The following is a 23,475-nucleotide window of genomic DNA, read 5'->3' as shown; positions in this document are numbered from 1 at the left end:
AAGAGGCGTTGAGGGTATTCTCCAGATTAAAGAGTATCTCGAGGCTGAAAATGCTAACTAGGTTGAAATCAAAGTTTCTGAGACAAAGTGATCCAGAGGTCTTGCCGTTAACGTTCATGATCGCGATCTGAATTTGCGCTTGACCTCGGGTAGAATTTATCTAGTTTGCGACGGCGTATTGAGCACTCGTTATACTCTAAAGTTTGCTCGATTAGGGCCTGTAGCTCAATTGGTTAGAGCCGACCGCTCATAACGGTCTGGTTGCGAGTTCGAGTCTCGCCGGGCCCACCACTCTTTATCAACGGTAAGGTGTGGGTTTTAGATTCTAGCTTGATCGTCTTCAGGTGAATCTAAAGTTTTGGCTTTGTTCGAATGAACTGCCCTTTAAGGGCAATAAGCCGCTAAGTCTCGACATCCACCCAACTCAAATACATTTACGCATCCCTTGGTTCTCGGGAAAGTTGAAAATCTTCTATTTCAAGCTTCCGATGCCCATTCTGCGCATGTTAGCATCGCGTCTTCCTAATGTTTCATTCCTGAGGTCCCAATGAAGATTGTACCCGCAAACGTAAGCGGACCAATGCAAAGGGAAGTCGCAGCTCTTGAACGTATTGTAAATGCATTACCTTCAGACTGGTACGGCTATACCGGTTTCTCTCTGAGGATATCACGCACACAACGCAGAGAGATTGACCTCATTGTCGTTGCAACCGACAGAATATTTTTGGTTGATCTGAAAGATTGGAGTGGACGTGTCCACAATGTTGGCGGGAAATGGTACCGTGGGAATGAAGAACGTGAGAGGTCCGCATGTGAGAAGATTGAGGAAAACGCAAAGTTTTTCGCATCTAAGCTAAAGCAATACGTCGAGAAGGGGGCAGGTAAGAGAGGTTACAGTGGTCGGCCTCCCTTCGTCGAGGGGTTGGTAGTTTTCACCAATACCAACGTCGACTTTAATGGCCTGTCTGACGATGACAAAGCAAACGCCATTAGCTTGGACGAATTTCTCAAGCTTGCAGATCCCAAAGCCTATTCTAGGCGTTATCCTGGCAGTCCGCGTGCCCCATTCAATAAAGACCCTCTTTACTCAAGCACCCGCAAACATTCTCTTTCATCATTCGTCACAAATTCCCCCACTCTAAAACCAACTGAAATAGTCTATGGAGCCGGATACAGGGTTTCGGGTGAGGCAGAGTTCAAATCTCAAAACGGCTTGTACAGCGAATATCCTGCAGAACTTGTCGAAGACCCAAATCACACCGGAGTTCTGCGTATCTGGGACTTTGCTCAAATGCTCGCAGGTGGCGGGGATGAAGATACTCGCAAGTTCCTTGCTGGGCGTGAACATCGAACGCTGGGTTACATACGAAATTTGGACTCAGAACTTTACGAGACCTCAATTATTCATGCGCAGGCACGGGAACCTGAATGTAGCGTAAGGTTCTGGGAGCTCTTTGACGTTCACCGTGATGCTCGACGCGCTGAGAATTATTTTAAAACTCGCGGTGATCAGCTTGACTTTAATGCGCGCCTCGACCGAGTGAAGTTCCTTGTATCAGCAATCAACAGTTTGCACAAAATCCAGGTTGCTCATCGGGATATCGGTCCACATAGTGTTTGGGTCGATGGTCAGCGATTAAAGCTCTCGAACTTCTGCGTTTCTTATTTTCCCGACCCAGATCAAAGAACGATTTCGAGTAACCGCGTGGACATGATGGGGGCGAAAAGCACGTTACCCGAGGACATACTTGAAGAGATTTCCACACAGTACCAAAAGGATGTGTTTCTCACTGCTGTGCTTTGCTGGTCAATTCTCACGGGAAAACAACTTCCGCTTCAGGGCGATGTGCCGTCGTTTGAAGGAATTGATTCTGCTACCCTTGCAGCCATACCTGTTAACATTTGCAACTGGTTCAAGCAGTCTCTCGCTTGGGAACCAAAAGAGCGATTTGCCTCCGCCAAGGAAATGCTTGCCGCCTTGAACAGGGCTACGCAATCAAAGGAAGACGAAACGTTCGACGCCACAGCCGATCTTTCATCTTTCAAGATTGATCAACACCCACTGACTGTTTATCCGTCCAAAGGGGCCCCAGTTACCTCCACTGAACGGATGAACTGGCAATCTACTCACAATGGTGTGCCGGTCTTTGTGAAGTCTTGGTTCTCGCATTCCGCATCTGACCTTTCCAAGCGTGCTTTTCTGCTCCGTGCCGACAAGTTGAAGTCATTGAACCTAACAGGAATTCAAAAGATCTTAGACGTCGGTATCGCTGTCGACTTCAGCCTGTTTCTTGTTTCAGCGACAGTTCCTGAAAGCAGACCATTCAGTGCAGAAACGATTTCCACTTTCTCGCGTGATCAAATATTCATCCTGATTTCTGATCTTATCAGAGCAGTTTTGAGTCTGCATGACTGCGAGTTATTCCATGGTGACGTAAAGCCGTCTAATATTATGATCACTAATGTCAGAGATAAGCCAGCTACGGTGCTGGTTGATCTTCCGGACTTCTCGCCTACTGGGCCAAGTGATCATCAAACTGCGCGTTACTGCCCGCCTTCAGACATTTCCGGACAGGCCGGTCGTGATCGGTTTGCTGTCTGTAGATGCGTCGAGGATGTACTAACGTGGATTGCCCCGAACACACTCTCGCAAAACGAACAGGACGAGCTAAGAGCGGCTTGTAATAGAATTACTGAAGGCTCTCCGGCTAATACTTCTCTGGCTCCTCTTCAGAATACCATCAAGTCGTTGACTGCAGCACCGCAAGGCGATGCTCTGGAAAATGAAGTTGAATGCTTTGTCTCAAGTCCGAATATTGTCGAAGATCGGGTGTTTCATCCCGACAACGGGTTCTATTCGATCGACGTTCAACCTCATAACAAGGATGCTAAGAAAGTTGTATTTCGGGTTGCAGGTGCTGCTCACAACCTCTTGATTATCATTCGACCAGACGACTGGAGTGTCGAATACGTCAAGTTCAACGATGATGTACCAACTCAAACAATCAGCCATATTTTAAGGAAAGCCCAGCATCGTTTTGCGGGTAAAATTTCTGTCTCGCGCACAGGCAAGCAAAGCCTCGGACAACTGCTTCCAGAACTCCGATTAGCTTATGCCGCCTATAAGAAGGACGAACTAAACTCGGCTCTTTTCAGGAGCGGTATCAAAACAAAGCCGAACGTTCACGATACAGTGGAGAGAGACACACAAACGGCGAAAAGATGGACGACCCGGCAACTATGGCTTGCCACGGTGTTAGCCGAGCCCGAACTTATGGATACCGTAACCATTACCGGTGAACCAAAGCTTGATGGCAAAGGCTATCTCGTGGGCTTTCAGTTGCCGGACGATTACACGCAGGTACTCTCCTTCGACGCGAGTGACTCAGTGCAATTGACGGATTTGAACGGGGCCCGGATCGCCATGGTTGATCCGACGAGTATTGGCAATGGCAAATCGGCGAGCATGACTTTGTTTAAGCTCAGTGGTCGAGCCCACAGAGAACTTCGTGTATTTGCAGGTCGTCAATACCGGATTGTTTCGCGCAACAATGTGGAAAGCTATAGACGCAGAAAGGGTGCCATAGAGAGTCTGTTGGCTGGTGGAGGGTTGATCCCTGATCTTGTTGACTATTTCGACCCGAACACCAATCGAGTTCCAATCAAGGTAGCTGAGCCGGTTGTAAGCGGTTCCTTGGATAGATACGGATTGAATGCAACCCAATTGGCAGCGTTCGAAAAGCTCTGGCAGTATGGGCCGATTGGGCTTCTGCAGGGCCCCCCGGGGACCGGTAAAACGAATTTTATCGCAGCACTTTCTCACTACGCGGTAACCCAAGGTGGACTGAACAGTGTGCTGATTCTGAGCCAGGCCAACGAATCTACGAACCACGCTGCGGAGAAGGTTTTAGACTTCAGTGCAGAATATGGGGGAAACATTAGCATCATCCGCGTTGGTAATGCAGGCAAAGTCTCCGACCGTCTAAAAGATTATCATTCAGACGCGATTCAGGATCGTTATCGACAGAAATTCAAGGCCGAGATCAAAGAGCGGATACTCGGCATCGCTCCGAGAATTACTGACAAGCTTGCTTTTGTTTCAGATCTTTATGACATGACGACCGAGCTTGGTGATGTCATTGAACACCTGAATGCTTCTATTGAAGATGGCGAAGATACCCAGTTTGTTGAGAAGCGCGAAAGCCGCCTTCTAGCTGCATATCGGAATCACGCGAGAACATGGCTTGATGATGAGCAAATTGAACCTGAAACAGCCTTATACCACGCTCAGAAGCGCTTGGAAGTTAAGCATGGCATCACGAACTCTAGAGAACTCCGGCGCATAGATCATTTGATCAAAATGTCTCGCCAGTGGATGAATGCTCTTGCGACCCACAACAGTTCACTTGAAAGCTTTTTTGTGCGAAGCCGAGCCGTTGTTAGCGGCACCTGTGTGGGCATTGGGCGGCATCACCTCGGTATGTCATCAATGCAGTTTGACCTAGTAATCATAGATGAAGCAGCTCGTGCAACGGCCGGAGAGCTGGCAATTGGCTTGCAAGTGGCGTCCCGTGCACTGCTTGTCGGTGACCAGTGCCAGCTCTTGCCAATGTATGACAGGAATCTTGTAGAGGAGATCGCGAGTCGGGTTGAAGGTCTTGAAGAAGAAGATGTCAAGGTGTCTGACTTCCAACGTATGTTCGAAAATTTTTATGGCCAACAAGCTAGCGCAACGCTCACAACGCAGTATCGTATGGCCTCAGATATTGCCGAGGTTGTCGCCGAAGATTTCTACCCACAGTATGATCTTAAAACGGGTCGAGGACCGGTTCCAGAGTATTACAGTTTGCTTCCTGCGCCGCTCGACCGTCAGATTGTGTGGCTTGATACAACGAGTAACACCAAGCCCCATGCATATCAGGAAAGGCCCAACCTGCGTTCAACAAGTTTCATCAACAAGTTTGAAGCAGACGTTATACTCGAGCAGTTGGAGAGTATTAGGAATGCACATGAATTTGTCATGCGTTTGGCTGAGGACATAAAGGATGGCGAGCAAGCCATCGGTGTGATTTGTATGTACGCCGCTCAGGCAACATATATACGCGAACGTATTTCGCTTAGACAGTGGGAGCAAGATTTCGAAAGGTTGATCAAGGTCGATACGGTTGATAGCTACCAGGGCAAAGATAACGAACTTATCATCCTTTCACTCACACGCAGAGATCCTGATGGCAAAGCCAGTATAGGGCATGTCTCAAATGAGAACAGAATGAACGTCGCCCTTTCAAGAGCGAAAAATCGGTTGATCATTGTCGGTGCGCTCCACGTTTTTGAAAAAGACGCTGGACGGAAGCCTAACCCGCTGCTGAATGTGGCCCGTCGAGCCAGAAATGCTGAAGACCAGAAGATAACCCTGGTCGATGCCATGGTCAGTAAGCGAGGTCACTGAGATGCATGGTTCAGAGCAAATTGAAATCGATACCTACGAAGTCCTATTGCCAACGCGCAACTACCGTGTTGTTGCTTCTGTTGCTTCACAGAGAAAACTCGCTCTTCACATTGAATTCTGCCTGATGCTGCTTAAGAATATTGGCTGGGTCACGGTCAAGGATATCCAGCGGTACTTTGGCTATTCGGCTGACGAGACAAGTGTGCTCATACAGGATCTTCTTCAGGCAGGTTATGTTGAAGAGCACCCGACGGACAGTGGAATTCAACTTACACGGAATGCTCTCGCCTTGTTCGAAAGTGGTTCGGATGGGGATACACTTCGCATTACCGAGATCAAGGAGATCGAGCGTACTGTCCCATTTGACTCTATTTCTTTGTCTTTGTCTCTGAGCCAAGGCCGCATTCAATATGGTCGTAAAGGCCATATGAGGGCTCTTGAGGAGCTTCCGCCTGACAGTGCGAAAGCATCCCAAGCGACAAAAACCATCCGGGATTCGTTTGAGCACCATTTCACTGAGTTTAATCAGCGATATGGCGACGACAAGGCGACAGAACTTTACTCGATCGACGCAGTGGAACCGTTGCAAATGGGGTTGACCGTCCTATCACTCCCACTGGTACTGAAATTGAGCGGTGAGCCGGTGGTTGAGCCAGACCTTTCGCTTCTTCATGAGGCTGGGCAAACGGGACAATCGCGCCGGCCCATTATTGATGCTGTCACTCGACATTTGTCAACGAAACGTTGGCCATCAGACAGTACTCGAACGTTTGAATTCATAAGGCTATTTGAAAGGCAGCAGCTTAATCAGTTTTTAGAGCGAGATTCGTTTAATCTCCAAGCCTTCGCAAAGTTGGTTCTTGCGAAACGGCGCCCATCCATGGACATTTCTACGCGCTTTATTGGCTCTACTACAACTGACGCATTCCTCGATGCTTACGTCAAACTAGAAGAGGACATGAATTGCGATGACGATGATTGTCTGCTGTGGTTCGCTCCTAACAGGCCACTCTGGGGAGTTGGCCAAGCGTTCGAAGATACTGTGGATCGCTTGCGAAATGGCGCGAACAACAAGATCCCTACATTCTTGATAAAGGGGGAGTATCAAAGTGACTACGATAAGGAATCACGGCTACTACGTAAAAGGTATTCTGATGGTAGAGAATCATCCGTTTTTACCAATATGGTCTACGTTCCGGTCGAGGTTCTGCCTTCAAGTCTTGAGGTGATCATCCGTCCTGGAAAGTTTGCGGCGGTCATAGTCCATATCGCTACCGGAGGTGATTTTAATATACCGGTTCCTGTCGGCTTCATGACCACTGATGCGAGTTTTGTCGCCGATCTTCATTTGATGGTGTCGCAGCCGCTTTCAGCAAAGCTAGATTGGTTCAATGCGGGTGGTAGCTCAACTCGTCTGCATGATATCATCAAGAGCACAACATCCGTGCGCCGTCCGGAAACTCGTGAAGAACGAGTTCATAAATACTTGGCAATGAACAGTGATGCCGAGGAACCTCTATAGAGGCAGTAGTAGTTATTCAAATTGTGGTTAAGATACTGAACTGCTTAGCGACATCACGAGGCTTATTCGTGTTAACAGTCGGTGAGATTTGTGTGGAGTTCAGATGATAGCTTAGCCAATAAGCTAGCATCGCGGGATTCTTCTCTCCACAAGGCAACTGCTTCACAGGCCGTTTAACTTAACTCTGACGCAGTAGCCGTTCGAATTGTCATAATTCGGGGTTATGCACCTGCATCGACTGATTGTCTTGGGGATTTGCTTTGGGTAGTAACAGGACGTTAATGCCTTGTTGGGGGGGCTGTGTGTTCACCGATACAGTTTGCTGTCGGTTTGGCTGGAAGCATTGAGGCTGGTCCGTGCAATCCTATCGGTCGATATTTCTTCATTGCAAACAATGACATTCACGATGGTTGGTCTTTGAGCAATCTAACTAGATTTCAAACATACGTAATTTTGCTGGGAATAGTGAATTGCGGGTCCTTCAGTGTAATCAATCAATGAGCGGTTTGGAGAGGAGGAATCTCTCTAGCCCAACGATCTCCGTAGCCATTAGCGAAGAAATTTTCGATACTTTTAAGGTATGTGGATGGCTAGCAAAGCCTGCATTATAGTCTCTCATCGCCCTGTCGAAGCCGTCAACGAACGGGTGCGCAGCTGCGATCGGCCCAGCCAGAATGACAAATTCTGGTTGGGCTAGTGCAACGGTACTTTGGAATGCCAATCCCAGTGTTCGTCCGGCGTCAGAAAATGCTGCCACTGCGCGTCTTTCGCCGGAATTCGCCTGGCGAATAGCGTGAGGTAGGGCGAGATGTAGGCCGCCATCTCCATGTTCAGGAGCTGGTTCGATGCCGTATTGGCCGAGGCGATGCAAAATAGCTCGACCTGATGATATGTCGTCCAGTTTGATGGCTGTTTGATGTTGGTGCTCGGCGTTGTCGGCTATTATATTGTCGCTGAGTGGGGGGCGCTCGATCATTATCCCGCCTATCCAGCTTTCATGTTCGCTGCCGTGGGATACCAATCCCTGAATCATCAAGCTTGCGCCAACTCCAATGCCTGAATAAAGCAATAAGCTGTTTGATGGTTCGCGCGACAGTTTATTGCGAGTTTCGGCTACATGTAGCGCGATGGATGTGTTTTGTAGGCAAATTGGCAGATTAAAAGTGTTGGCAATCTGTTCATACAGCGTGTCGATGTCGCGGATGCCGGGGCGAGCGCTTATGATCGCGTCGTGATGGGTATCAATGTCGCCAGCGATCGTTAGGCTGACGGCTTTAAGTTTGTCGAATTGGAGATCGGGCCGCCGGTGAAGAATATCGACATGTGTCGCGATCTGATCAATAAGTTCATTCGGTCGGATGTCAGGCCAGCCGGTAATTAAATCTTCGGTTAGGCGTTCGCCATTTGCAGCAACGATTGAAAGTTTTTGTTCGAACGCTGTCAGGCAGATACAAAGAATGTACATTCCGTTCTGACACAGTGTCAGGCCGACATTGGGTCGTCCTCGAGTCAAGCGCTCTGGTCGGGTTTCAATCGTTTGGATTAGCCCCTCATCGATTAAATCCTTGGTTATCCGGGATAGCGAAGCCTCTGTCAGATTGGATACGTCGGCGAGCTCACGGCGAGATATGCCCGGTGTATGAAATATCTCTTTGAGTATCAGTGATCTGTTGTTCTGTCGAAGGTGATGCGACTTCGTCAGTTTGTGTTCCTGAGTCATGTAAAATGTCTTTCTTTTACACGTAGAAGGGCCGTGGTTGCTTTGAACGATTCCGCAAACAGTATGTCAAAAGAGAGTGCGCGTAATCCACTAAACATCCATCCTCTCCCGAAAAGGTCAAAAAATAGTCACTTATTCTAATGGTGTATAAATAATGTGCATTATCTGTGGGCGCTTCAGTGCATGTGTGTTGCGGATATGGAATGCAGAATTGTAAAAAATCGTTTATATACAATGCAATAGTTATTTTCTTACTTCTTGTAATTAAATTGGCATTGTAATTGCTGATGACCTGCTGATTCGTTCTCTATTCCAAAATGCCCAGTTTCAAACACGGTAGTGAGGTCATGATGAAGCGCAGAACTTTCCTTAAGACATCGGCAGCGGCAGCTAGTTTGATGGCTATGCCATCTATTATCGGCAAGGCCAATGCATCGGAAGCAATAAAGATCGGTTGCCTTTTTTCTTCTTCTGGCACAATGGCTAACGTGGAAGGCCGTTTGAACGAAGTTGTTAAAATGGCCGTCGACGAGATTAATGGCAAAGGCGGTGTACTCGGTAAGCAGGTCGAAGCATTGATTTCGGATCCGGCGTCGGATTGGCCGCTTTATGCCCAGCTCAGCAGGCAGATGCTCCAACAGGAAAAGGTTGCCAGCCTGTTTGGTTGCTGGACGTCGGTTTCACGTAAATCGGTATTGCCGGTGGTGGAGCAGAATAACGGTTTGCTTTATTACCCTTTGCACTTTGAGGGGGAAGAAAACTCCAAGAACGTCGTGTACTTGAATTCACCACCTGCGAGTTCAGTGTTGCCAGCAATCGATTACTTGATGAGTGAAGATGGTGGCAATGCGAAGCGGTTCTATATGCTGGGTTCGGATTACGTCTGGCCGCGCACAATTAACAAGATTTGCAAAGGTTATTTCGAGTCCAAGGGTATCACTGCTGATAGCTGGCGTGAAGAATACGTGCCGTTCGGTTTCTCAAACTTCCAAACCCTTGTGAACGATATTCGCAAATTTGCCAGCGAACCAGGTGGCCAGCCAGTGATCATTCTTACCACTGTGGGTTCATCAATCCCTGCTTTCTTCAAGGAAATCATTAACCAGGGCATTACGGCGACTGACATTCCTGTCTTGGGTCTTGATGTTCTGGAAGCTGATCTTGAGGGGCTCGATACGCAGCCGATGGTTGGTCACTTGAACTGCTGGGCATATCTGCAAAATGCGCAGTCTGACAAGAATGATGAGTTCAAGGATCGCTGGAAGCAGCACGTAAATTCCAATGGACTACCATACAAGAACAATGTCGTTATCGACCCTATGGTTTCGGCCTACGACGGGGTGCATCTTTGGGCGCGTGCGTGTGACAAGGCGGGCACCACAGACGTGGATGCGGTGCGTGCAGCATCCAATGGTCTCACGTTTGAATGTCCGTCGGGATACGACATTTCGATGGGTAGTGAAAATACCTACGTCTCGCGTGGGGTCTTCATCGGCTCTGTGAATGCGGATCAGGGCTTTGACGTGCTTTGGCAATCAGAAGGGACGCCGAAACCCGTTCCGTTCAGCCCTTACGTTTAAGGGACTTTGTATACTCTCTAGACAGCGGTACTCCGCTGTCTAGAGGCGTCAACTATCAAGTGGTAGCCTTCAATATGTGTCAGCTTAAAGCCTTATGCAGGGCTGTTGCGATTATGGTTGTGATCGGAATTGCGACGTTCAGGGTAGTCCCGGTCAATGCGCAAACAGTGACCTATAATCGTGCGAACGTCGTAACTGGATTATGTAGTGGCGAGACGTCATCGACAACGCGGGCAGTTGATGTGTTGCTTGCAGAAGTCGCATCAAAACGCGAAGCCGCCGATTGGGCGGGGACAATTATCAATGCGCTCGGCGCAAAAGAATTATTGTGTTCAAAGGACGGCGAAAGCCTGCTGGAGACTGAAGCCGGGTATTTGGATCCCGTCACTATGTCGGTGGTTACGATAGATGGTAAACCTCCTCGCGCACCTTTTGTAAACCTCAAGGTCCGGGCGAACTTGAATGTAGCGGCCAGCTTATTGAGTCTCATCGAAAACCCGGCGGGCCCCAATGCTGGTGATGCCGTTAGTGTTCTCGAAAAACGCTACGATTATGTCGATGCAACTGTTTTGGCCCTTGCGCTGGATGGTGTTGTCGATCCTGATTTGCGGGACCGGTTGAAGGTCGTGCAGTCGCTAAAGATACTGCAGTCCGATGATGTGGCAGATGTGGATACGCGCATTCAGGCTATCGAAGCAATTGCCGACATCCCCACTGAACGCAATAGGACAGCTTTGATTAACCTCCAGCAGCGTGACGGTTTCGCGGATAGCGATCCGCGTTTGGTGCGCGCCTTGGAGGTTGCCATTGATGAGGTCGGTACGTGGATTCAGATAGGTAATATCGGCGCTGTTTTATTTAGTGGACTTAGTTATGCAAGCATTCTGTTTATGGCGTCGTTAGGGTTGGCGATTATCTTCGGCCTGATGGGGGTCATCAATTTGGCCCAAGGTGAATTCATCATGGTCGGGTCTTACGCAACCTTCATGGTTCAAGAGGTCCTCAGGTTGTGGGCGCCAGGATTGTTGGACTGGTACTTGGTGATTTCAATCCCGGTTGCTTTTCTTGTGACGGCTGCCGTCGGTATGATCCTAGAGGTGACGGTTATCCGGCATCTTTATGGCCGTCCACTGATGACCTTGCTCGCGACATGGGCCATCAGCCTGTTTCTGATCAACTTGGTTCGTGTGGCATTCGGCACTCAGAACCTTGAATTCATTGTTCCATCGTTTCTGTCTGGTGGTGTGCGGGTTACCGCAGACTTTATCATCACCTGGAGCCGCCTCTTTGCGATCGGTTTTTCTGCGGCTGTTCTGATTTCAGTTCTGTTGCTTGTACACAAGACCCGCTGGGGACTTTACATCCGTGGGGTTACGGAAAATCGTGCCATGGCAAGTTGCGTTGGTGTTTCATCGCGGCGCATTGACTCCATCAGTTTTGGCCTTGGCTCCGGACTAGCCGGGTTGGCTGGCCTCGTATTGACGCCGATCTACAGTGTTAATCCAACCATGGGGACCAACTTCATTGTCGACTCATTCATGGTCGTTGTCCTCGGCGGGGTTGGTAACGTTGCCGGAACACTGATTTCGGCTCTAACGATTGGTCAGATCAATATTGTCATTGAGCCAATTTACGGGGCGGTTGCTGCGAAAGTCATCGTCTTGTTGATGATCATTGTTTTCATCCAGTTTAGGCCGCAAGGCATCTTCGCAGTAAAGGGGCGGAAATGACGTCACTGGAAAGCTTTATTTCAGGTAGCGGGCGGCCGCTTATGCTTAATGGTTCAGCCCCAGCGGTTGCTGCGGTATTGGCAGGTATTGCTGTTGTGGTGCTTGTTTCGGGCATTAGTGGTAGTGGGTTGTCCGTCTATGCCATGAATATGATCGGCCAGGCCGCAGCGTTCGGTTTGCTGGCGATCGCTTTGGATCTTGTGTGGGGCTTTGGGGGGATCCTTAGCCTTGGGCATGGTCTTTATTTCGCCATTGGCGGGTATCTGATTGCCATGCATATGGTCAAGGTGGCCTTCCTGGCGACCGGGACGCCGCCAGATTTCATGTTGTTCATGGGATGGGAAGACCTGCCTGTCTATTACGCGTTGATGGAAAACATCTACTATATAGTAGGTCTCATCATTGTTGTTGCTGTACTGGTCTCAGCCATTTTCGGCGCGATATCATTCAGATCACGCGTTACCGGGGTGTATTTTGCAATTATCACCCAGGCGCTAGTTTATGTCGCGATGCTGTTGTTTTTCCGAAACGATACCGGGTTCGGTGGCAATAATGGCATGACCGGCTTCGTTTCGATTTTCGGCAGTTCGTTGTCGGACCCGGTTGTGGTCGCAGTGTTGTGTGCATCTACAATCATGATTGCTGCGATTGCTATATTTGGCCTTAACATTCTGGTGCGCTCGCGCTTCGGACACATGTTGATGGCAATCCGCGACGACGAGCCTCGGCTGCGTTTTCTCGGCTACGAAACCATATGGGTCAAGTTGCTTGCATGGTGTCTGTCGGCAGTGCTGGCAGCGATTGCGGGGGCATTGTATGTGCCGCAAGTCGGGATTATCAATCCCCGGGTGTTGTCGCCGGAACTGTCCGTTGAAATTGCCGTATGGGTAATTGTGGGTGGTAGAGGAACTCTGGTCGGCGCGTTCTTGGGGGCTGTTGCAATTACCGCACTGAAGTTCTGGCTGACAGCTTTCGTCCCTGACTTATGGCCATTTATCCTATCTGCTTTGGTGCTGGCTGTCGTCGTATTCCTGCCAAATGGCGTTTACGGAACTCCTGAGGTGTTCAAGACCGGCCTCTCGAGGGTGAGGATGTTGGGGGGGCGAAAGATATGAGCGCCGTCGCACTTTATATTGATGGGTTATCAGTATCGTTTGGTTCGATGCGTGCTATCGACGGTCTTTCGATGCTCATCAAGTACGGTGAGGTCCGTGCAATTATTGGTCCGAACGGTGCGGGAAAGACAACGTTGCTCGATATCATCACTGGCAAGACGCGCCCCGATGATGGAGTTGTTGCGCTAAACAGCAAGGTTGATTTGCTGGCAATGTCAGACGTGAAAGTGGCGTTGGCAGGCGTTGGCAGGAAATTTCAAAAGCCCAGCATTTTTGAAGCACTGAGCGTTGCAAACAATCTGCGCCTGGCACTCCGCAACAGTGATGCAGGTACAATAAACGAAATGTTCCGTTCACCATCATCCGACGAGAAGGATCGTATGGAGCAGGTGTTGGAAACGATCGGCATGAAAGACCTTGTTGATCGGCCAGCAGGCGTCTTATCGCATGGTGAAAAGCAATGGTTAGAAATCGGCATGTTGCTTCTACAGGAGCCTAAGGTTCTTTTGCTTGACGAACCTGTTGCTGGCATGAGCGACGAAGAGACAGAGCGTACGGTGGAGCTTGTTTCTTCTCTGCGTTCGCCGGATCGCGCCGTTGTTGTTATCGAGCACGATATGAGCTTTGTCGAAAAAATTGCTGATGTGATCACGGTGCTACACGAAGGACGTGTGCTGATCGAAGGGTCTATGGAAAAAGTGAAGTCAGATCCGCAGGTTCGTGACGTGTATTTGGGGCGTTAATATGAAATTGGTCGTAGATTCTTTGAATCAACATTACGGAAGCAGTCATATTTTGCGCGATCTAACCTTTGAGATTCCAGATCGCGGATGCCTGGCTGTTTTAGGTCGGAATGGCGCGGGCAAAACCACTTTACTGAAATGTCTGATGGGGCTGTTGCCCGCGACATCAGGGTCGATGGTTTACGCTGGCAGAGACATTACACAGGCACCGTCCCATCGGCGTGTTTTGTCAGGGCTTGGTTATGTGCCTCAGGGACGGGAGATATTTGGTAATCTCACAGTCCGCGAAAATCTTGAAATTGCCATGCATGTCTCATCGGCTGGTGAGCGCGATGCGATTGCGGATGAGATGACCGAGCTGTTTCCCGTGTTAGGCGAAATGTGGAACCGGCGTGGCGGTGATTTGTCGGGCGGGCAGCAACAGCAGCTAAGCATCGGACGTGCGCTGGCGTCTCGACCATCTTTGTTGATTCTTGATGAACCAACAGAAGGTATTCAGCCCAACATCGTGCAACGGATCGAGGATGTGATCTTCGCATTGAAGGACAAGATGTCGATCTTGGTTGTCGAGCAATATTTCGAATTCGCCCATCGACTAGCCGACGAATACCTCATTCTGTCGCGGGGCGAGGTTGTCGACAAAGGTACGAACGAAGAGATGGAAGAAAGCAGGATCAAAAGCTTCATTTCCATTTGATCTATTTTTAACCTTAACAGAGAGTATCGTTTTATGATTGAAGTGAAGGCAACTCCGGAAAACCTGTTTTGGGGGTATTTCGATGCGGATACGCCGCCCGTCGCTGAGATCAATTCAGGTGAAACTGTTATGCTGCATACGCTGACGGCATGTTTCCCTGAGGATTTGCCGCCAGACTCCAGCCTTGTAACCGACGACCATAAAGCTGCCATGGAGGCGCTTACTCCGGGTGGCGATGGCAGCAAGGTTGTGGCGGGTCCAGTCGGTCCGCATGTAATGACCGGTCCAATTTATGTTAATGGGGCTGAACCCGGTGACACGTTGCAGGTCGATATTCTGGAAGCGGAACCGCGACAGGATTGGGGGTTTGCTGCAATCCTGCCGATGTTGGGTACGCTGCCGGAGGAGTTCACGGATTACGAGCGTATCCATCTGATGATTGATCGGGTAAAGGGTGTTGCGACCTTGCCTTGGGGAACTAGTGTACCTTTGGATCCGTTCTTCGGTATCATGGGTGTTGCTCCACCGAAGGAATGGGGTCGTGTTGGTTCCCCAGAGCCGCGTGCTTTTGGTGGTAATATGGACAACAAAGATCTGCGTCCTGGTTCGACACTTTATTTGCCGGTCTTTAATGAAGGCGCTCTGTTCTCGGCAGGCGACGGTCATGGCTGTCAGGGCCATGGGGAGGTCTGTATTACAGCTCTGGAAACGGCCTTGAATGGCAAGTTTCGTCTAACGGTCCGAAAGGACATGAATATTAAGCAGCCGTTTGCTGAGACAAATGAGCAACTGATTTCAATGGGTCTGAATACAGACCTTGATGAAGCTGCGCGACAGGCCGTGCGAGAAATGGTTCGACTGGTAACGGAACGGTCGGAGCTAAACCGTAACCAAGCATATATGTTGTGCAGTCTGGTGGCTGATTTGCATGTCACGCAGCTCGTAGATATTGTAAAGGGTATTCATATGATTATGCCCAAGAAATATCTGTAGGGTTCTGCTTCAAAATAAATCTTTTGGTTGCGGGGTGGTTCTCGTCGTGAAATTTTTTCCACTAGATCCCCGCAGCCAGCTTTCCTTTGGCTTATTCCAAATTTGTCAGAACCGCGAAGTTTTTGGATGAGTTTCAAAATGAGTGAATATCTCTCACACTTGAGAGCAGCCATTGTTGATTGCTACATAGCAATGCAATCAGGTCCATAAATTTTTAGAAACAGCGTCACTCCCCGTGCTACCTTTTGTTCAATTTCTACCTGTGTGAATGGTTCTCTGGCCCCGAGCTTTATTTCAAGATTCGAAAGCCCCATCCAAAGGCCTGTCAGCTCGTCTGCTGCGGTAACAGCATCCAATGAGCATAACTCGTTTCGGGACGCGGCCTTCGAAATGATATCAACAAGCATCTGTTGTCCTCTTCCCGGGCCTGCATCAAAAAATTTGCGCGGCAACTCTGGATGGGCTGCGGATGCAGAAGAAATTAGTCTGTCCCACCCATGTAGCTCGCGCCCGTTGATAAAGTTGAGATAGCGAGTGCCGAAAGCAATCAGTGCTTCCTTGACCGGTAGATTCTCTGATAACTGGAATTCCTCATCGGTGATCGTGAGGTCGGACTCCCGCCGGATTACTGCTTCAATCAAGTCCTCTTTGCTCTCAAATCTTGAGTAGATTGTTGCTCTTGATACATTTGCACAGATCGAAATTTCTTCAAGAGTGACATCCAGCCCTTTGGTCAAAAGCAAATGGCGTGCAGCATCAAGAAGTGCGATTGCCTTGGCTTCATCCTTCGGGCGGCCTCTTTGACGCTTTGGTGTCTTGCCGGCTAGCTGGGACACAGCTTAATCCTCAATCAATTTTATAAGTAAGAATGGCTGCCGTAAGAAGGCCGCCAACAACAGTCACATGTTCCAGCGCAATCTGAAACTCATGAGTCTTACGCGGTTCCTCGAACTTCCAAAAGGGGTGGCCCAGCGGAATGGACAGAAGGGTAAACACACCCAAAGCCCCTGCTCCCAGCCAACCAAGCCCATAAAGGTTGGTGATTAGCAGGGCAGATCCGACTAGCTGGCATATAATTGTCGCAACGGCACTGGTTTTTGGGTGTCGCAGTCCGGCCTCTTCCATCTCTTTCAGCACCATGGAAAAATTAAACACTCCGTAAAAACCAGCCATCCAAAAGAGCAGGGTCAAAAGGACCCTCGCTGCAATCAGAGTAAATTGATTGTCCAATATCAGGGCAACGATGTCTGGCATAATGTTCTTTTCCTCAATGTAATAATTAACAGACTCTAGAGTATATAAAATAATTATCAGACTCACGAGTATGGAATTGGGAACAATGTGTTGCCGCAAACGGACCTAATACAAATCTCGTAGTTTAGTATTCTGAGAAAAATCAGTTGTCTTGAGCAGGGATAAATTGGCCGGGGCTGATGCCTGAAGCTATCCACGAACCTAGGGTAACAAGAATGTCCGCACTATTTACGCCGTATAAATTGAAGGATGTAAGCCTTCGTAACCGTATTGCTGTTGCACCAATGTGCCAATATCAGGCGCGAGACGGCTTTGTGAATGACTGGCACATTGCGCACTATGCCAGTCTGGCGCGAGGCGGAGCGGCTCTTGTTATTGTTGAAGCGACCGCTGTATCACCCGAGGGCCGAATAACCCCAGGCTGCACGGGGCTTTGGAATGATGAGCAGATAGATGGCATGAGCCAGATCGCGGCATCGATCAAATCTGCGGGTTCTGTGCCGGGGATACAGATCGGGCATGCTGGTCGCAAAGCAAGCGCCAACCTTCCTTGGGAAGGAGATGATCACATTGGCGCTGAAGATCCTCGAGGCTGGGAGACTATTGCACCATCGCCAATCGCCTTCGGTGGAGCGCTCTCCAAAATTCCGAAGGAGATGACACTGGCTGACATTAACAGTGTAAAAGCGGATTTCGTTTCGGCTGCACTGCGGGCGAGAGATGCCGGTTTCGAATGGTTGGAACTCCATTTCGCTCATGGCTATCTCGCTTCCAGTTTCTATTCTGGTTATGCCAATCAGCGCACCGACTTGTACGGTGGAAATCAGGCTGGAAGGAACCGTTTCCTCCTTGAGACGCTGGAAGCTGTTCGGGAAGTGTGGCCAGAAAATCTGCCATTAACAGTTCGATTTGGTGTCGTGGAATTTGACGGGCACGATGAGGAAACCCTGGCTCAGTCGATCGCGCTCATAAAGCAGTTCAAGATATCAGGGCTCGATTTTGTTAGCACCAGTATGGGATTCTCGGCACCTGTGGGCAATGTGCCATGGGGGCCTGCCTTCTTGGTTCCCTTTGCTTCGCGCATTAGATCAGAAGCAGGGATCGCGGTTGGTTCCGCTTGGTTGCTTGATGCGCCAAATGATGCGAACAAAGCGATTGCGGATAAACAGCTCGACATCGTTATGATGGGTCGCGCCTTGCTTGCAAACCCTCATTACCTATAGAGACTTGCACTTATCGGAAACCGAACTCGCACTTATCGCGCTTTTCGGATCTGATTATGTGATCTTATCGCCGCAGCGAAAATCACATTAGTTGCGAGTAAGATCAGATTATCTGCCAGCTGATTGCAATCATCGCTGTGAAATCACATTACGTGCCAACTAAAATATCCCCCTTTCCCCCTTGCACATACAATGCACAAGGGGGAAAGGCATGTGTTAGTAGGTTCGTTTCAGTTCGCTGTAGTTTCCGCCAACTTGCAAAGTGACGGTCACGTCATTTTCACCGCGATTACGCCAGAACCAGCCGTGATATCCGGTGAAACGTGCGGTGATCTCACCTTCGTCCTCGGGGATCGCCCGACCTTTTTCATAGCTGACGGATTGCCCGCCGGTTCCATCCCCGTGAAGGTCGAAATTTACGGCACCGCCCTCGACAACCCATTTGAACGGGGCAACCGCGCCTTCTTCCATGACGAGCTTGTATTCGGCACCCTGTCCTGGCGTCAGGGTAAAGCTGATGGTGTCTTTCCATCCATCGCCCGCTGTCTGTGCCTGTGCGCTGGAAATGAACAGACCGGCAAGGATTTCAAACAGGCTCGACTGGTCCTTGCCGGGCTGAAGATTCTGCAACTCGTATTGCATCTGGCGGTCGGCCTCGGCTTCTTCGGCAAGCTGGGTCTTGATTTCACCCATCTCGGTCAGGCCAAGAGCGCCACCAATCCGGGTCGGGTCGATCCCGTATTCAGCCGGAAGAATGACCGTCACCAGCACAACGACGGCAACAAGTGCCGCAACAATGGTCGAGCGGATCAACTGTGCGCTGCTTGGAAGCTCGTCAAGATTGGGTTTATTGGCATTATACATTGTTCAAACTCCGTTTTGTCAGGCAACAAAATAGCCGGTCATCTGATAGCCGATCAGCATGAAACCCGCTGACATCATCGCGACATTGGCCGTATAGGCATGACGCCAGAACCCTTCGGTCCTGCGCCAGAAACCCATGAAAATCAGGATCATTGCCAACGCAATCAACTGGCCCAGTTCGACCCCGATATTGAAGGCAATCAGATTGGGAAGAAGCCCATCGGGCGCGATGTCATATTCAAGGATTTTGGTCGCAAGACCCAGCCCGTGAAAGAACCCGAAAACCAGTGTGGCGATCTTTGTGTCGGGTTGAAAACCGAACCACCGCTGAAACGCACCAAGATTATCAAGTGCCTTGTAAACCACCGACAAACCGATGATCGCGTCAATCAGATAGGAACTGACATTCCAGTCAAAAAAGACGCCGAGCAACATTGTCGTCGAATGGCCGACGGCAAACAGGCTGACATAGATGGCGATATGCTTCATCCGGTAAAGGAAAAAGATCACACCAAACAGAAACAGAAGATGATCATATCCGGTCACCATGTGCTTGGCTCCCAGATAGACAAACGGGATCAGATTGATACCGCTGATTTCCATGATATAGCCCTTGTCACCTTCGGTGACGGCATGGGCCAGCGCATCCGTCGCTGCCAGAACCAGCAGCACGAACGCAAGACATACTGTCGCAAGACGCGGCGGGACAAAGTCCGCAACCCCGTGCGCAGCAGTTCGAAAACCGTGCATGATAAAACTTTCATCGTGAAGACTGTATCGAGTACTCGAATGGCTTCTCACACGATGGGAGGGCGAATATCCTGTCCGGGCGGGATGTCCCGTGCTGTCAGTTCCACCCGCGACCAGCCACAGCGATACAGTATGCGCGACATGATTTCGCGGTCTGCCAGAATGGCCGGGGGATGATCATGATCAACAAGATCATGGGATGTGCATCCGGCATTATCGCCACTATCGACAATATCGAGTTCATGGCTGTGACCGTGATCAAGGATTTCAAGCAACTGCGCGGGCGATGCTTCCGAAACAGGAAAACCCGATGGCAAATGATGATTCTGCTGTGCGATGAATGCCACAAGCATCCCCGCAACCACAACAAGCCGCATCATTCCCCGGTACATCAACCCTGTCACAGTTTTGTCCTGCCTCTCCAGAAATCTGTGGCGCGTTGGTCACTTGATTTACCCCCCTGGGGGGGATAGGTTCTTCTATATGACAGAATACGTTCCACACGCAACCCATCCTGACATCGTCAAGCGATTAAAGCGCGCCGACGGCCATTTGCATAGTGTCATTTCAATGATCGAAGAAGGCCGCCCGTGCGAGGATATCGCCCAGCAGATTCACGCCGTTGAAAAGGCCATCTCGCAAGCCAAACGCATCCTGATACAGGATCATATCGACCATTGCCTCGACACGGCCTTCGCCGATGCCCCCGCCGCCAGTCCCGCATCGCTCGACGGGTTCAAAAAGATTGCAAAATACCTGTGAGCCCCCACCTTTCCGAGGTTCCCCATGCTTTCCGTGCTTTCGGATCGTCGCTATCGCAATTTGTTCCTGGCCCAGATTTCATCGCTGCTCGGCACCGGGCTTGCAACGGTCGGCCTGTCGCTTCTGGCATTTGATCTTGCCGGATCGGATGCCGGGATGGTTCTTGGCACGGCCTTTGCCATTAAAATGATTGCCTATGTCGGGGTTTCCCCCTTTGCTGCGGCACTGGTCGCCCCGCTGCCGCGCCGCCCGGTTCTGATCGGGTTGGATCTTTTTCGTGTGCTGATCGCCGCCATGCTGCCGTTTGTCACCGAAATCTGGCAGATTTACGTGCTGATTTTTCTGTTGCAAAGTGCATCTGCCGCTTTTACCCCGACATTTCAGGCCACCATTCCGGAAATCCTGACCGACGAGGAACGTTATACCAAGGCGCTGTCCCTGTCCCGGCTGGCCTATGATCTTGAAAACCTGATCAGCCCGCTGATCGCGACATTGCTGCTGGCTGTGATGTCGTTTAATGCGCTTTTTGCTGGGACATCGGCCGGGTTTGCCCTGTCAGCCGCCCTTATCCTCGGCGTCAGCCTGCCTGCACCGGCCACGTCCCCCACCGACAGCTTTGCAAAACGTTTGTTGCGCGGGGTACGCATCTTTACCCGGACACCGCGCCTGCGCGGATTGATGGCGATCAATATGGCGGTCGCGGCCCTTGGTGCCCAGATACTGGTCAATACGATTATCGTTGTCCGTGACACGCTTGCGCTTGGCGACAGCGCGGTTGCCATCACCCTTGGGACGTTTGGTGCCGGTTCGATGCTGGCGGCTCTGATTCTGCCGGGTATTCTTGCTCGGACCCGAGAACGCACCGTAATGATTGCCGGTGCGCTACTGGGAACACTGGCCTTTGCCGGTCTGGCGTCATTTCTCCTGATGGGCGAACTGGTATGGCCGGTTCTTCTGATTGTCTGGTTCATTACCGGCTTTGGCTATTCCGCAACCCAGACACCTTCGGGACGCCTGTTGCGCAAATCCGCCCATGACCGGGATCGGCCATCGATTTTTGCCGCCCAGTTTGCCCTGTCTCATGCCTGCTGGCTTGTGACCTATCCGCTGGCTGGCTGGTTTGTTTCGCAATACGGATTTCAGGCGGGTCTGGTGCTTTTTGGCGCAATCGCCCTGCTCGCGACACTGGCCGGAACCCTGTTCTGGCCTGCGAGCGACAGCGACGAAATCGAACACAGCCATGATGATCTCCCTGCAGACCATCCGCATTTGCAAGGTGCGCGCAGCCATCGCCATCCTTATGTAATCGATGAAATCCATTCCCGATGGCCTTAAACAGACAGGCCGACAGCAGAGTTGATTATCTACGCTGCAGTTTTTCTGTTCTGGTGCTACGATCCGCAATACCTCGACAAGAGGCAGTTTGATAACAACTTCAGGAAAGTGCTGAAAATTGGAGAACCTGAAGCCGCAACAATTGTCCCCAACCTTTTCCGAAGCATTGAAAGTCTGGGCGCGCATAGGCCTTTTGTCTTTCGGGGGACCTGCCGCGCAAATATCGCTCATGCATCGCGAGGTCGTTGATGAGCGTGGCTGGCTGACAGAAAAACAGTATCTCGATGCGCTGGGTTTCTGCATGTTGCTTCCCGGTCCCGAAGCCATGCAGCTTGCTACCTACGCAGGCTGGAAACTGCATGGAACAATTGGCGGCTTGGCAGCAGGGCTTCTATTTATCATTCCGGGCACCCTTGTCATTCTTGCTCTTTCCATTGTTTATGCGCTGTTTGGCAACCAGCCGGTTACAACCGCACTGTTCCTTGGTGTGAAAGCCGCCGTGGTGATTATTGTGCTAGAAGCATTGCTGCGCATTTCGCGGCGTGCCTTGCGGCACAGAGAAAACTGGGTAGTTGCTGGGCTGGCCTATATTGCCATTTCGGCTTTTGCCGTTCCCTTTCCGCTGATTGTAGTGTGTGCAGCCCTTTACGGGGTTGCTGTTTCTTCAACCGGTCATGCCCCCAAAGCGGACCACGATAGCATGCCATCCACCCTGTCGTTTTCGGGAACACTGCAGACCATCGTGATTTGGGGGCTGATCTGGTGGATTCCGGTTTTGGCAGCCTTTGGGCTCAGCCAATCGGCGGTTTTGCCTGAGCTCGGGATGTTTTTCTCCAAACTGGCTGTCGTAACCTTTGGTGGAGCCTATGCGGTTCTCGCCTATATGGCACAGGATGTGGTGAACAGTTTTGGCTGGCTGTTGCCCGGTGAAATGATGGACGGGCTTGGTCTTGCCGAAACAACACCGGGGCCGCTTATTCTGGTGACAGAATTTGTAGGGTTCCTGGCTGCCTATCGTGAAGGTGGAATGATTTCCGGATTTCTTGGGGCTGCTCTTACGGTCTGGGTTACCTTCGTTCCCTGCTTTCTCTGGATATTCGCGGGCGCCCCCTATATCGACTGGATCGCATCCCGGCCGAGGCTAAAAAATGCACTTGCCATGATCACATCTGCGGTCGTCGGGGTTATCCTAAACCTCGCGATCTGGTTCGGACTTCATGTATTTTTTAAGAATGTGACGAGATATGAAGCCGGAATTTTCAATTTCTGGCTACCTGAAATGACGTCAATTGATCTACTCGCAGTTGGGATTTCAGCTTTGTGCGGCATTATGTTGCTGGGTTTTCATTGGGGGATCGTCAGGGTTCTGCTACTTGCCGCCGTAGGGTCGCTAGCGTTGGCATTTTTCGGTTTCTGAATGCGCCGACCAAGATAAAGACATATCGATGATTTTGATCGTTGGGCCATAAGATTCATGTCTAGCATATGAACGTTTTCCAGACATATGAAAGCCCGAATTCCAATCTCCGATTGAAAACTGTTAATTTGTCTGTATACCGCGTCTTGAAATCAACGTAATATTCTGCGCCTCAAAATCGGCTTTCTGGACGGTGCGCCATGCGTATCGGCTATGCACGTGTATCTACAGACGATCAGAATCTTGACCTGCAAAATGACGCTTTGCGGGAAGCCGGTTGTGAGCGCATTTTCCAAGACAAGGTGAGTGGCGCCAAAGGTG

At 50.3% G+C, this 23,475-nt stretch carries 19 protein-coding genes and 1 tRNA gene; 14 read left to right on the top strand and 6 right to left on the bottom strand.

Annotation, left to right across the window (positions count from 1 at the left end):
- The first annotated feature begins 214 nt into the window (after positions 1-214).
- From B2R48_RS01690 to B2R48_RS01680, 3 genes are all read left to right on the top strand, one after another.
- Positions 215-291, top strand: a tRNA-Ile gene (locus tag B2R48_RS01690).
- A gap of 256 nt (positions 292-547) precedes the next feature.
- Positions 548-5,449, top strand: coding sequence for an AAA domain-containing protein (locus B2R48_RS01685; protein WP_296997025.1), 4,902 nt, complete (start codon positions 548-550; stop codon positions 5,447-5,449).
- A gap of 1 nt (position 5,450) precedes the next feature.
- On the top strand, positions 5,451-6,971 hold the full coding sequence (locus tag B2R48_RS01680) for a MarR family transcriptional regulator (protein ID WP_296997023.1): 1,521 nt from the start codon (positions 5,451-5,453) through the stop codon (positions 6,969-6,971).
- 490 nt (positions 6,972-7,461) lie between these two features.
- On the opposite strand, the gene B2R48_RS01675 is transcribed toward B2R48_RS01680, so the two are convergent.
- Positions 7,462-8,691: an ROK family transcriptional regulator gene (locus B2R48_RS01675; RefSeq protein WP_296997021.1), complete on the bottom strand. Its 1,230-nt coding sequence runs from the start codon at positions 8,689-8,691 to the stop codon at positions 7,462-7,464.
- Between the two features lie 347 nt (positions 8,692-9,038).
- Between B2R48_RS01675 and B2R48_RS01670 the strand changes: the two genes are divergently transcribed.
- The 6 genes from B2R48_RS01670 (at position 9,039) to B2R48_RS01645 (ending at position 15,549) form a co-directional block, all read left to right on the top strand.
- On the top strand, positions 9,039-10,271 hold the full coding sequence (locus tag B2R48_RS01670) for an urea ABC transporter substrate-binding protein (protein WP_296997018.1): 1,233 nt from the start codon (positions 9,039-9,041) through the stop codon (positions 10,269-10,271).
- 74 nt (positions 10,272-10,345) lie between these two features.
- Complete coding sequence (gene urtB, locus B2R48_RS01665; RefSeq protein ID WP_296997016.1) at positions 10,346-12,001, top strand: urea ABC transporter permease subunit UrtB; 1,656 nt, start codon at positions 10,346-10,348, stop codon at positions 11,999-12,001.
- On the top strand, positions 11,998-13,116 hold the full coding sequence (gene urtC, locus B2R48_RS01660) for an urea ABC transporter permease subunit UrtC (RefSeq protein WP_296997014.1): 1,119 nt from the start codon (positions 11,998-12,000) through the stop codon (positions 13,114-13,116). The genes urtB and urtC overlap by 4 nt, the downstream gene beginning before the upstream one ends.
- Positions 13,113-13,859, top strand: coding sequence for an urea ABC transporter ATP-binding protein UrtD (gene urtD / locus B2R48_RS01655; RefSeq protein ID WP_296997013.1), 747 nt, complete (start codon positions 13,113-13,115; stop codon positions 13,857-13,859). Before urtC ends, urtD begins: the two co-directional genes overlap by 4 nt.
- Before the next feature lies 1 nt (position 13,860).
- A complete protein-coding gene (urtE, locus tag B2R48_RS01650; RefSeq protein WP_296997010.1) occupies positions 13,861-14,556 on the top strand; it encodes an urea ABC transporter ATP-binding subunit UrtE in 696 nt (231 codons plus the stop codon).
- A gap of 33 nt (positions 14,557-14,589) precedes the next feature.
- Positions 14,590-15,549 (top strand): acetamidase/formamidase family protein, encoded by a 960-nt coding sequence (locus B2R48_RS01645; RefSeq protein ID WP_296997007.1) that lies wholly within the window; start codon positions 14,590-14,592, stop codon positions 15,547-15,549.
- 182 nt (positions 15,550-15,731) lie between these two features.
- On the opposite strand, the gene B2R48_RS01640 is transcribed toward B2R48_RS01645, so the two are convergent.
- Both B2R48_RS01640 and B2R48_RS01635 read right to left on the bottom strand, forming a co-directional pair.
- Positions 15,732-16,385 carry a TetR/AcrR family transcriptional regulator gene (locus B2R48_RS01640; RefSeq protein WP_296997005.1) on the bottom strand — a complete coding sequence of 218 codons (654 nt, stop codon included), beginning with the start codon at positions 16,383-16,385 and terminating at the stop codon, positions 15,732-15,734.
- 10 nt (positions 16,386-16,395) lie between these two features.
- Positions 16,396-16,803, bottom strand: a complete 408-nt coding sequence (locus tag B2R48_RS01635) for a DoxX family protein (RefSeq protein WP_296997003.1) — start codon at positions 16,801-16,803, stop codon at positions 16,396-16,398.
- Between the two features lie 215 nt (positions 16,804-17,018).
- Between B2R48_RS01635 and B2R48_RS01630 the strand changes: the two genes are divergently transcribed.
- Positions 17,019-18,026 carry an NADH:flavin oxidoreductase/NADH oxidase gene (locus B2R48_RS01630; RefSeq protein ID WP_296997000.1) on the top strand — a complete coding sequence of 336 codons (1,008 nt, stop codon included), beginning with the start codon at positions 17,019-17,021 and terminating at the stop codon, positions 18,024-18,026.
- Between the two features lie 216 nt (positions 18,027-18,242).
- Here B2R48_RS01630 and B2R48_RS01625 read toward each other — a convergent pair whose 3' ends face one another.
- The 3 genes from B2R48_RS01625 to B2R48_RS01615 are packed head-to-tail and all read right to left on the bottom strand — an operon-like array spanning position 18,243 to position 20,020.
- Positions 18,243-18,890, bottom strand: a complete 648-nt coding sequence (locus tag B2R48_RS01625; protein ID WP_296996997.1) for a transmembrane anchor protein — start codon at positions 18,888-18,890, stop codon at positions 18,243-18,245.
- 18 nt (positions 18,891-18,908) lie between these two features.
- On the bottom strand, positions 18,909-19,640 hold the full coding sequence (locus B2R48_RS01620; protein WP_296996995.1) for a HupE/UreJ family protein: 732 nt from the start codon (positions 19,638-19,640) through the stop codon (positions 18,909-18,911).
- Positions 19,641-19,687: 47 nt separating this feature from the next.
- Complete coding sequence (locus B2R48_RS01615) at positions 19,688-20,020, bottom strand: hypothetical protein (RefSeq protein ID WP_296996993.1); 333 nt, start codon at positions 20,018-20,020, stop codon at positions 19,688-19,690.
- Positions 20,021-20,123: 103 nt separating this feature from the next.
- Between B2R48_RS01615 and B2R48_RS01610 the strand changes: the two genes are divergently transcribed.
- The 4 genes from B2R48_RS01610 to B2R48_RS01595 form a co-directional block, all read left to right on the top strand.
- Positions 20,124-20,402, top strand: coding sequence for a metal-sensing transcriptional repressor (locus B2R48_RS01610; RefSeq protein ID WP_296996990.1), 279 nt, complete (start codon positions 20,124-20,126; stop codon positions 20,400-20,402).
- A gap of 24 nt (positions 20,403-20,426) precedes the next feature.
- A complete protein-coding gene (locus B2R48_RS01605; RefSeq protein ID WP_296996987.1) occupies positions 20,427-21,737 on the top strand; it encodes an MFS transporter in 1,311 nt (436 codons plus the stop codon).
- Positions 21,738-21,855: 118 nt separating this feature from the next.
- A complete protein-coding gene (chrA, locus tag B2R48_RS01600; RefSeq protein ID WP_349676141.1) occupies positions 21,856-23,154 on the top strand; it encodes a chromate efflux transporter in 1,299 nt (432 codons plus the stop codon).
- Positions 23,155-23,354: 200 nt separating this feature from the next.
- Positions 23,355-23,475, top strand: a 121-nt coding sequence (locus tag B2R48_RS01595) for a recombinase family protein (RefSeq protein WP_296997027.1), incomplete at its 3' end; no start/stop codon positions are given.

It is taken from the genome of Thalassospira sp. UBA848, from assembly GCF_002295455.1.
Taxonomy (GTDB): Bacteria; Pseudomonadota; Alphaproteobacteria; order Rhodospirillales; family Thalassospiraceae; genus Thalassospira.
The sequence above is the reverse complement of the archived record's forward strand: the minus strand, read 5'-3'. Positions and strand labels throughout refer to the sequence as shown.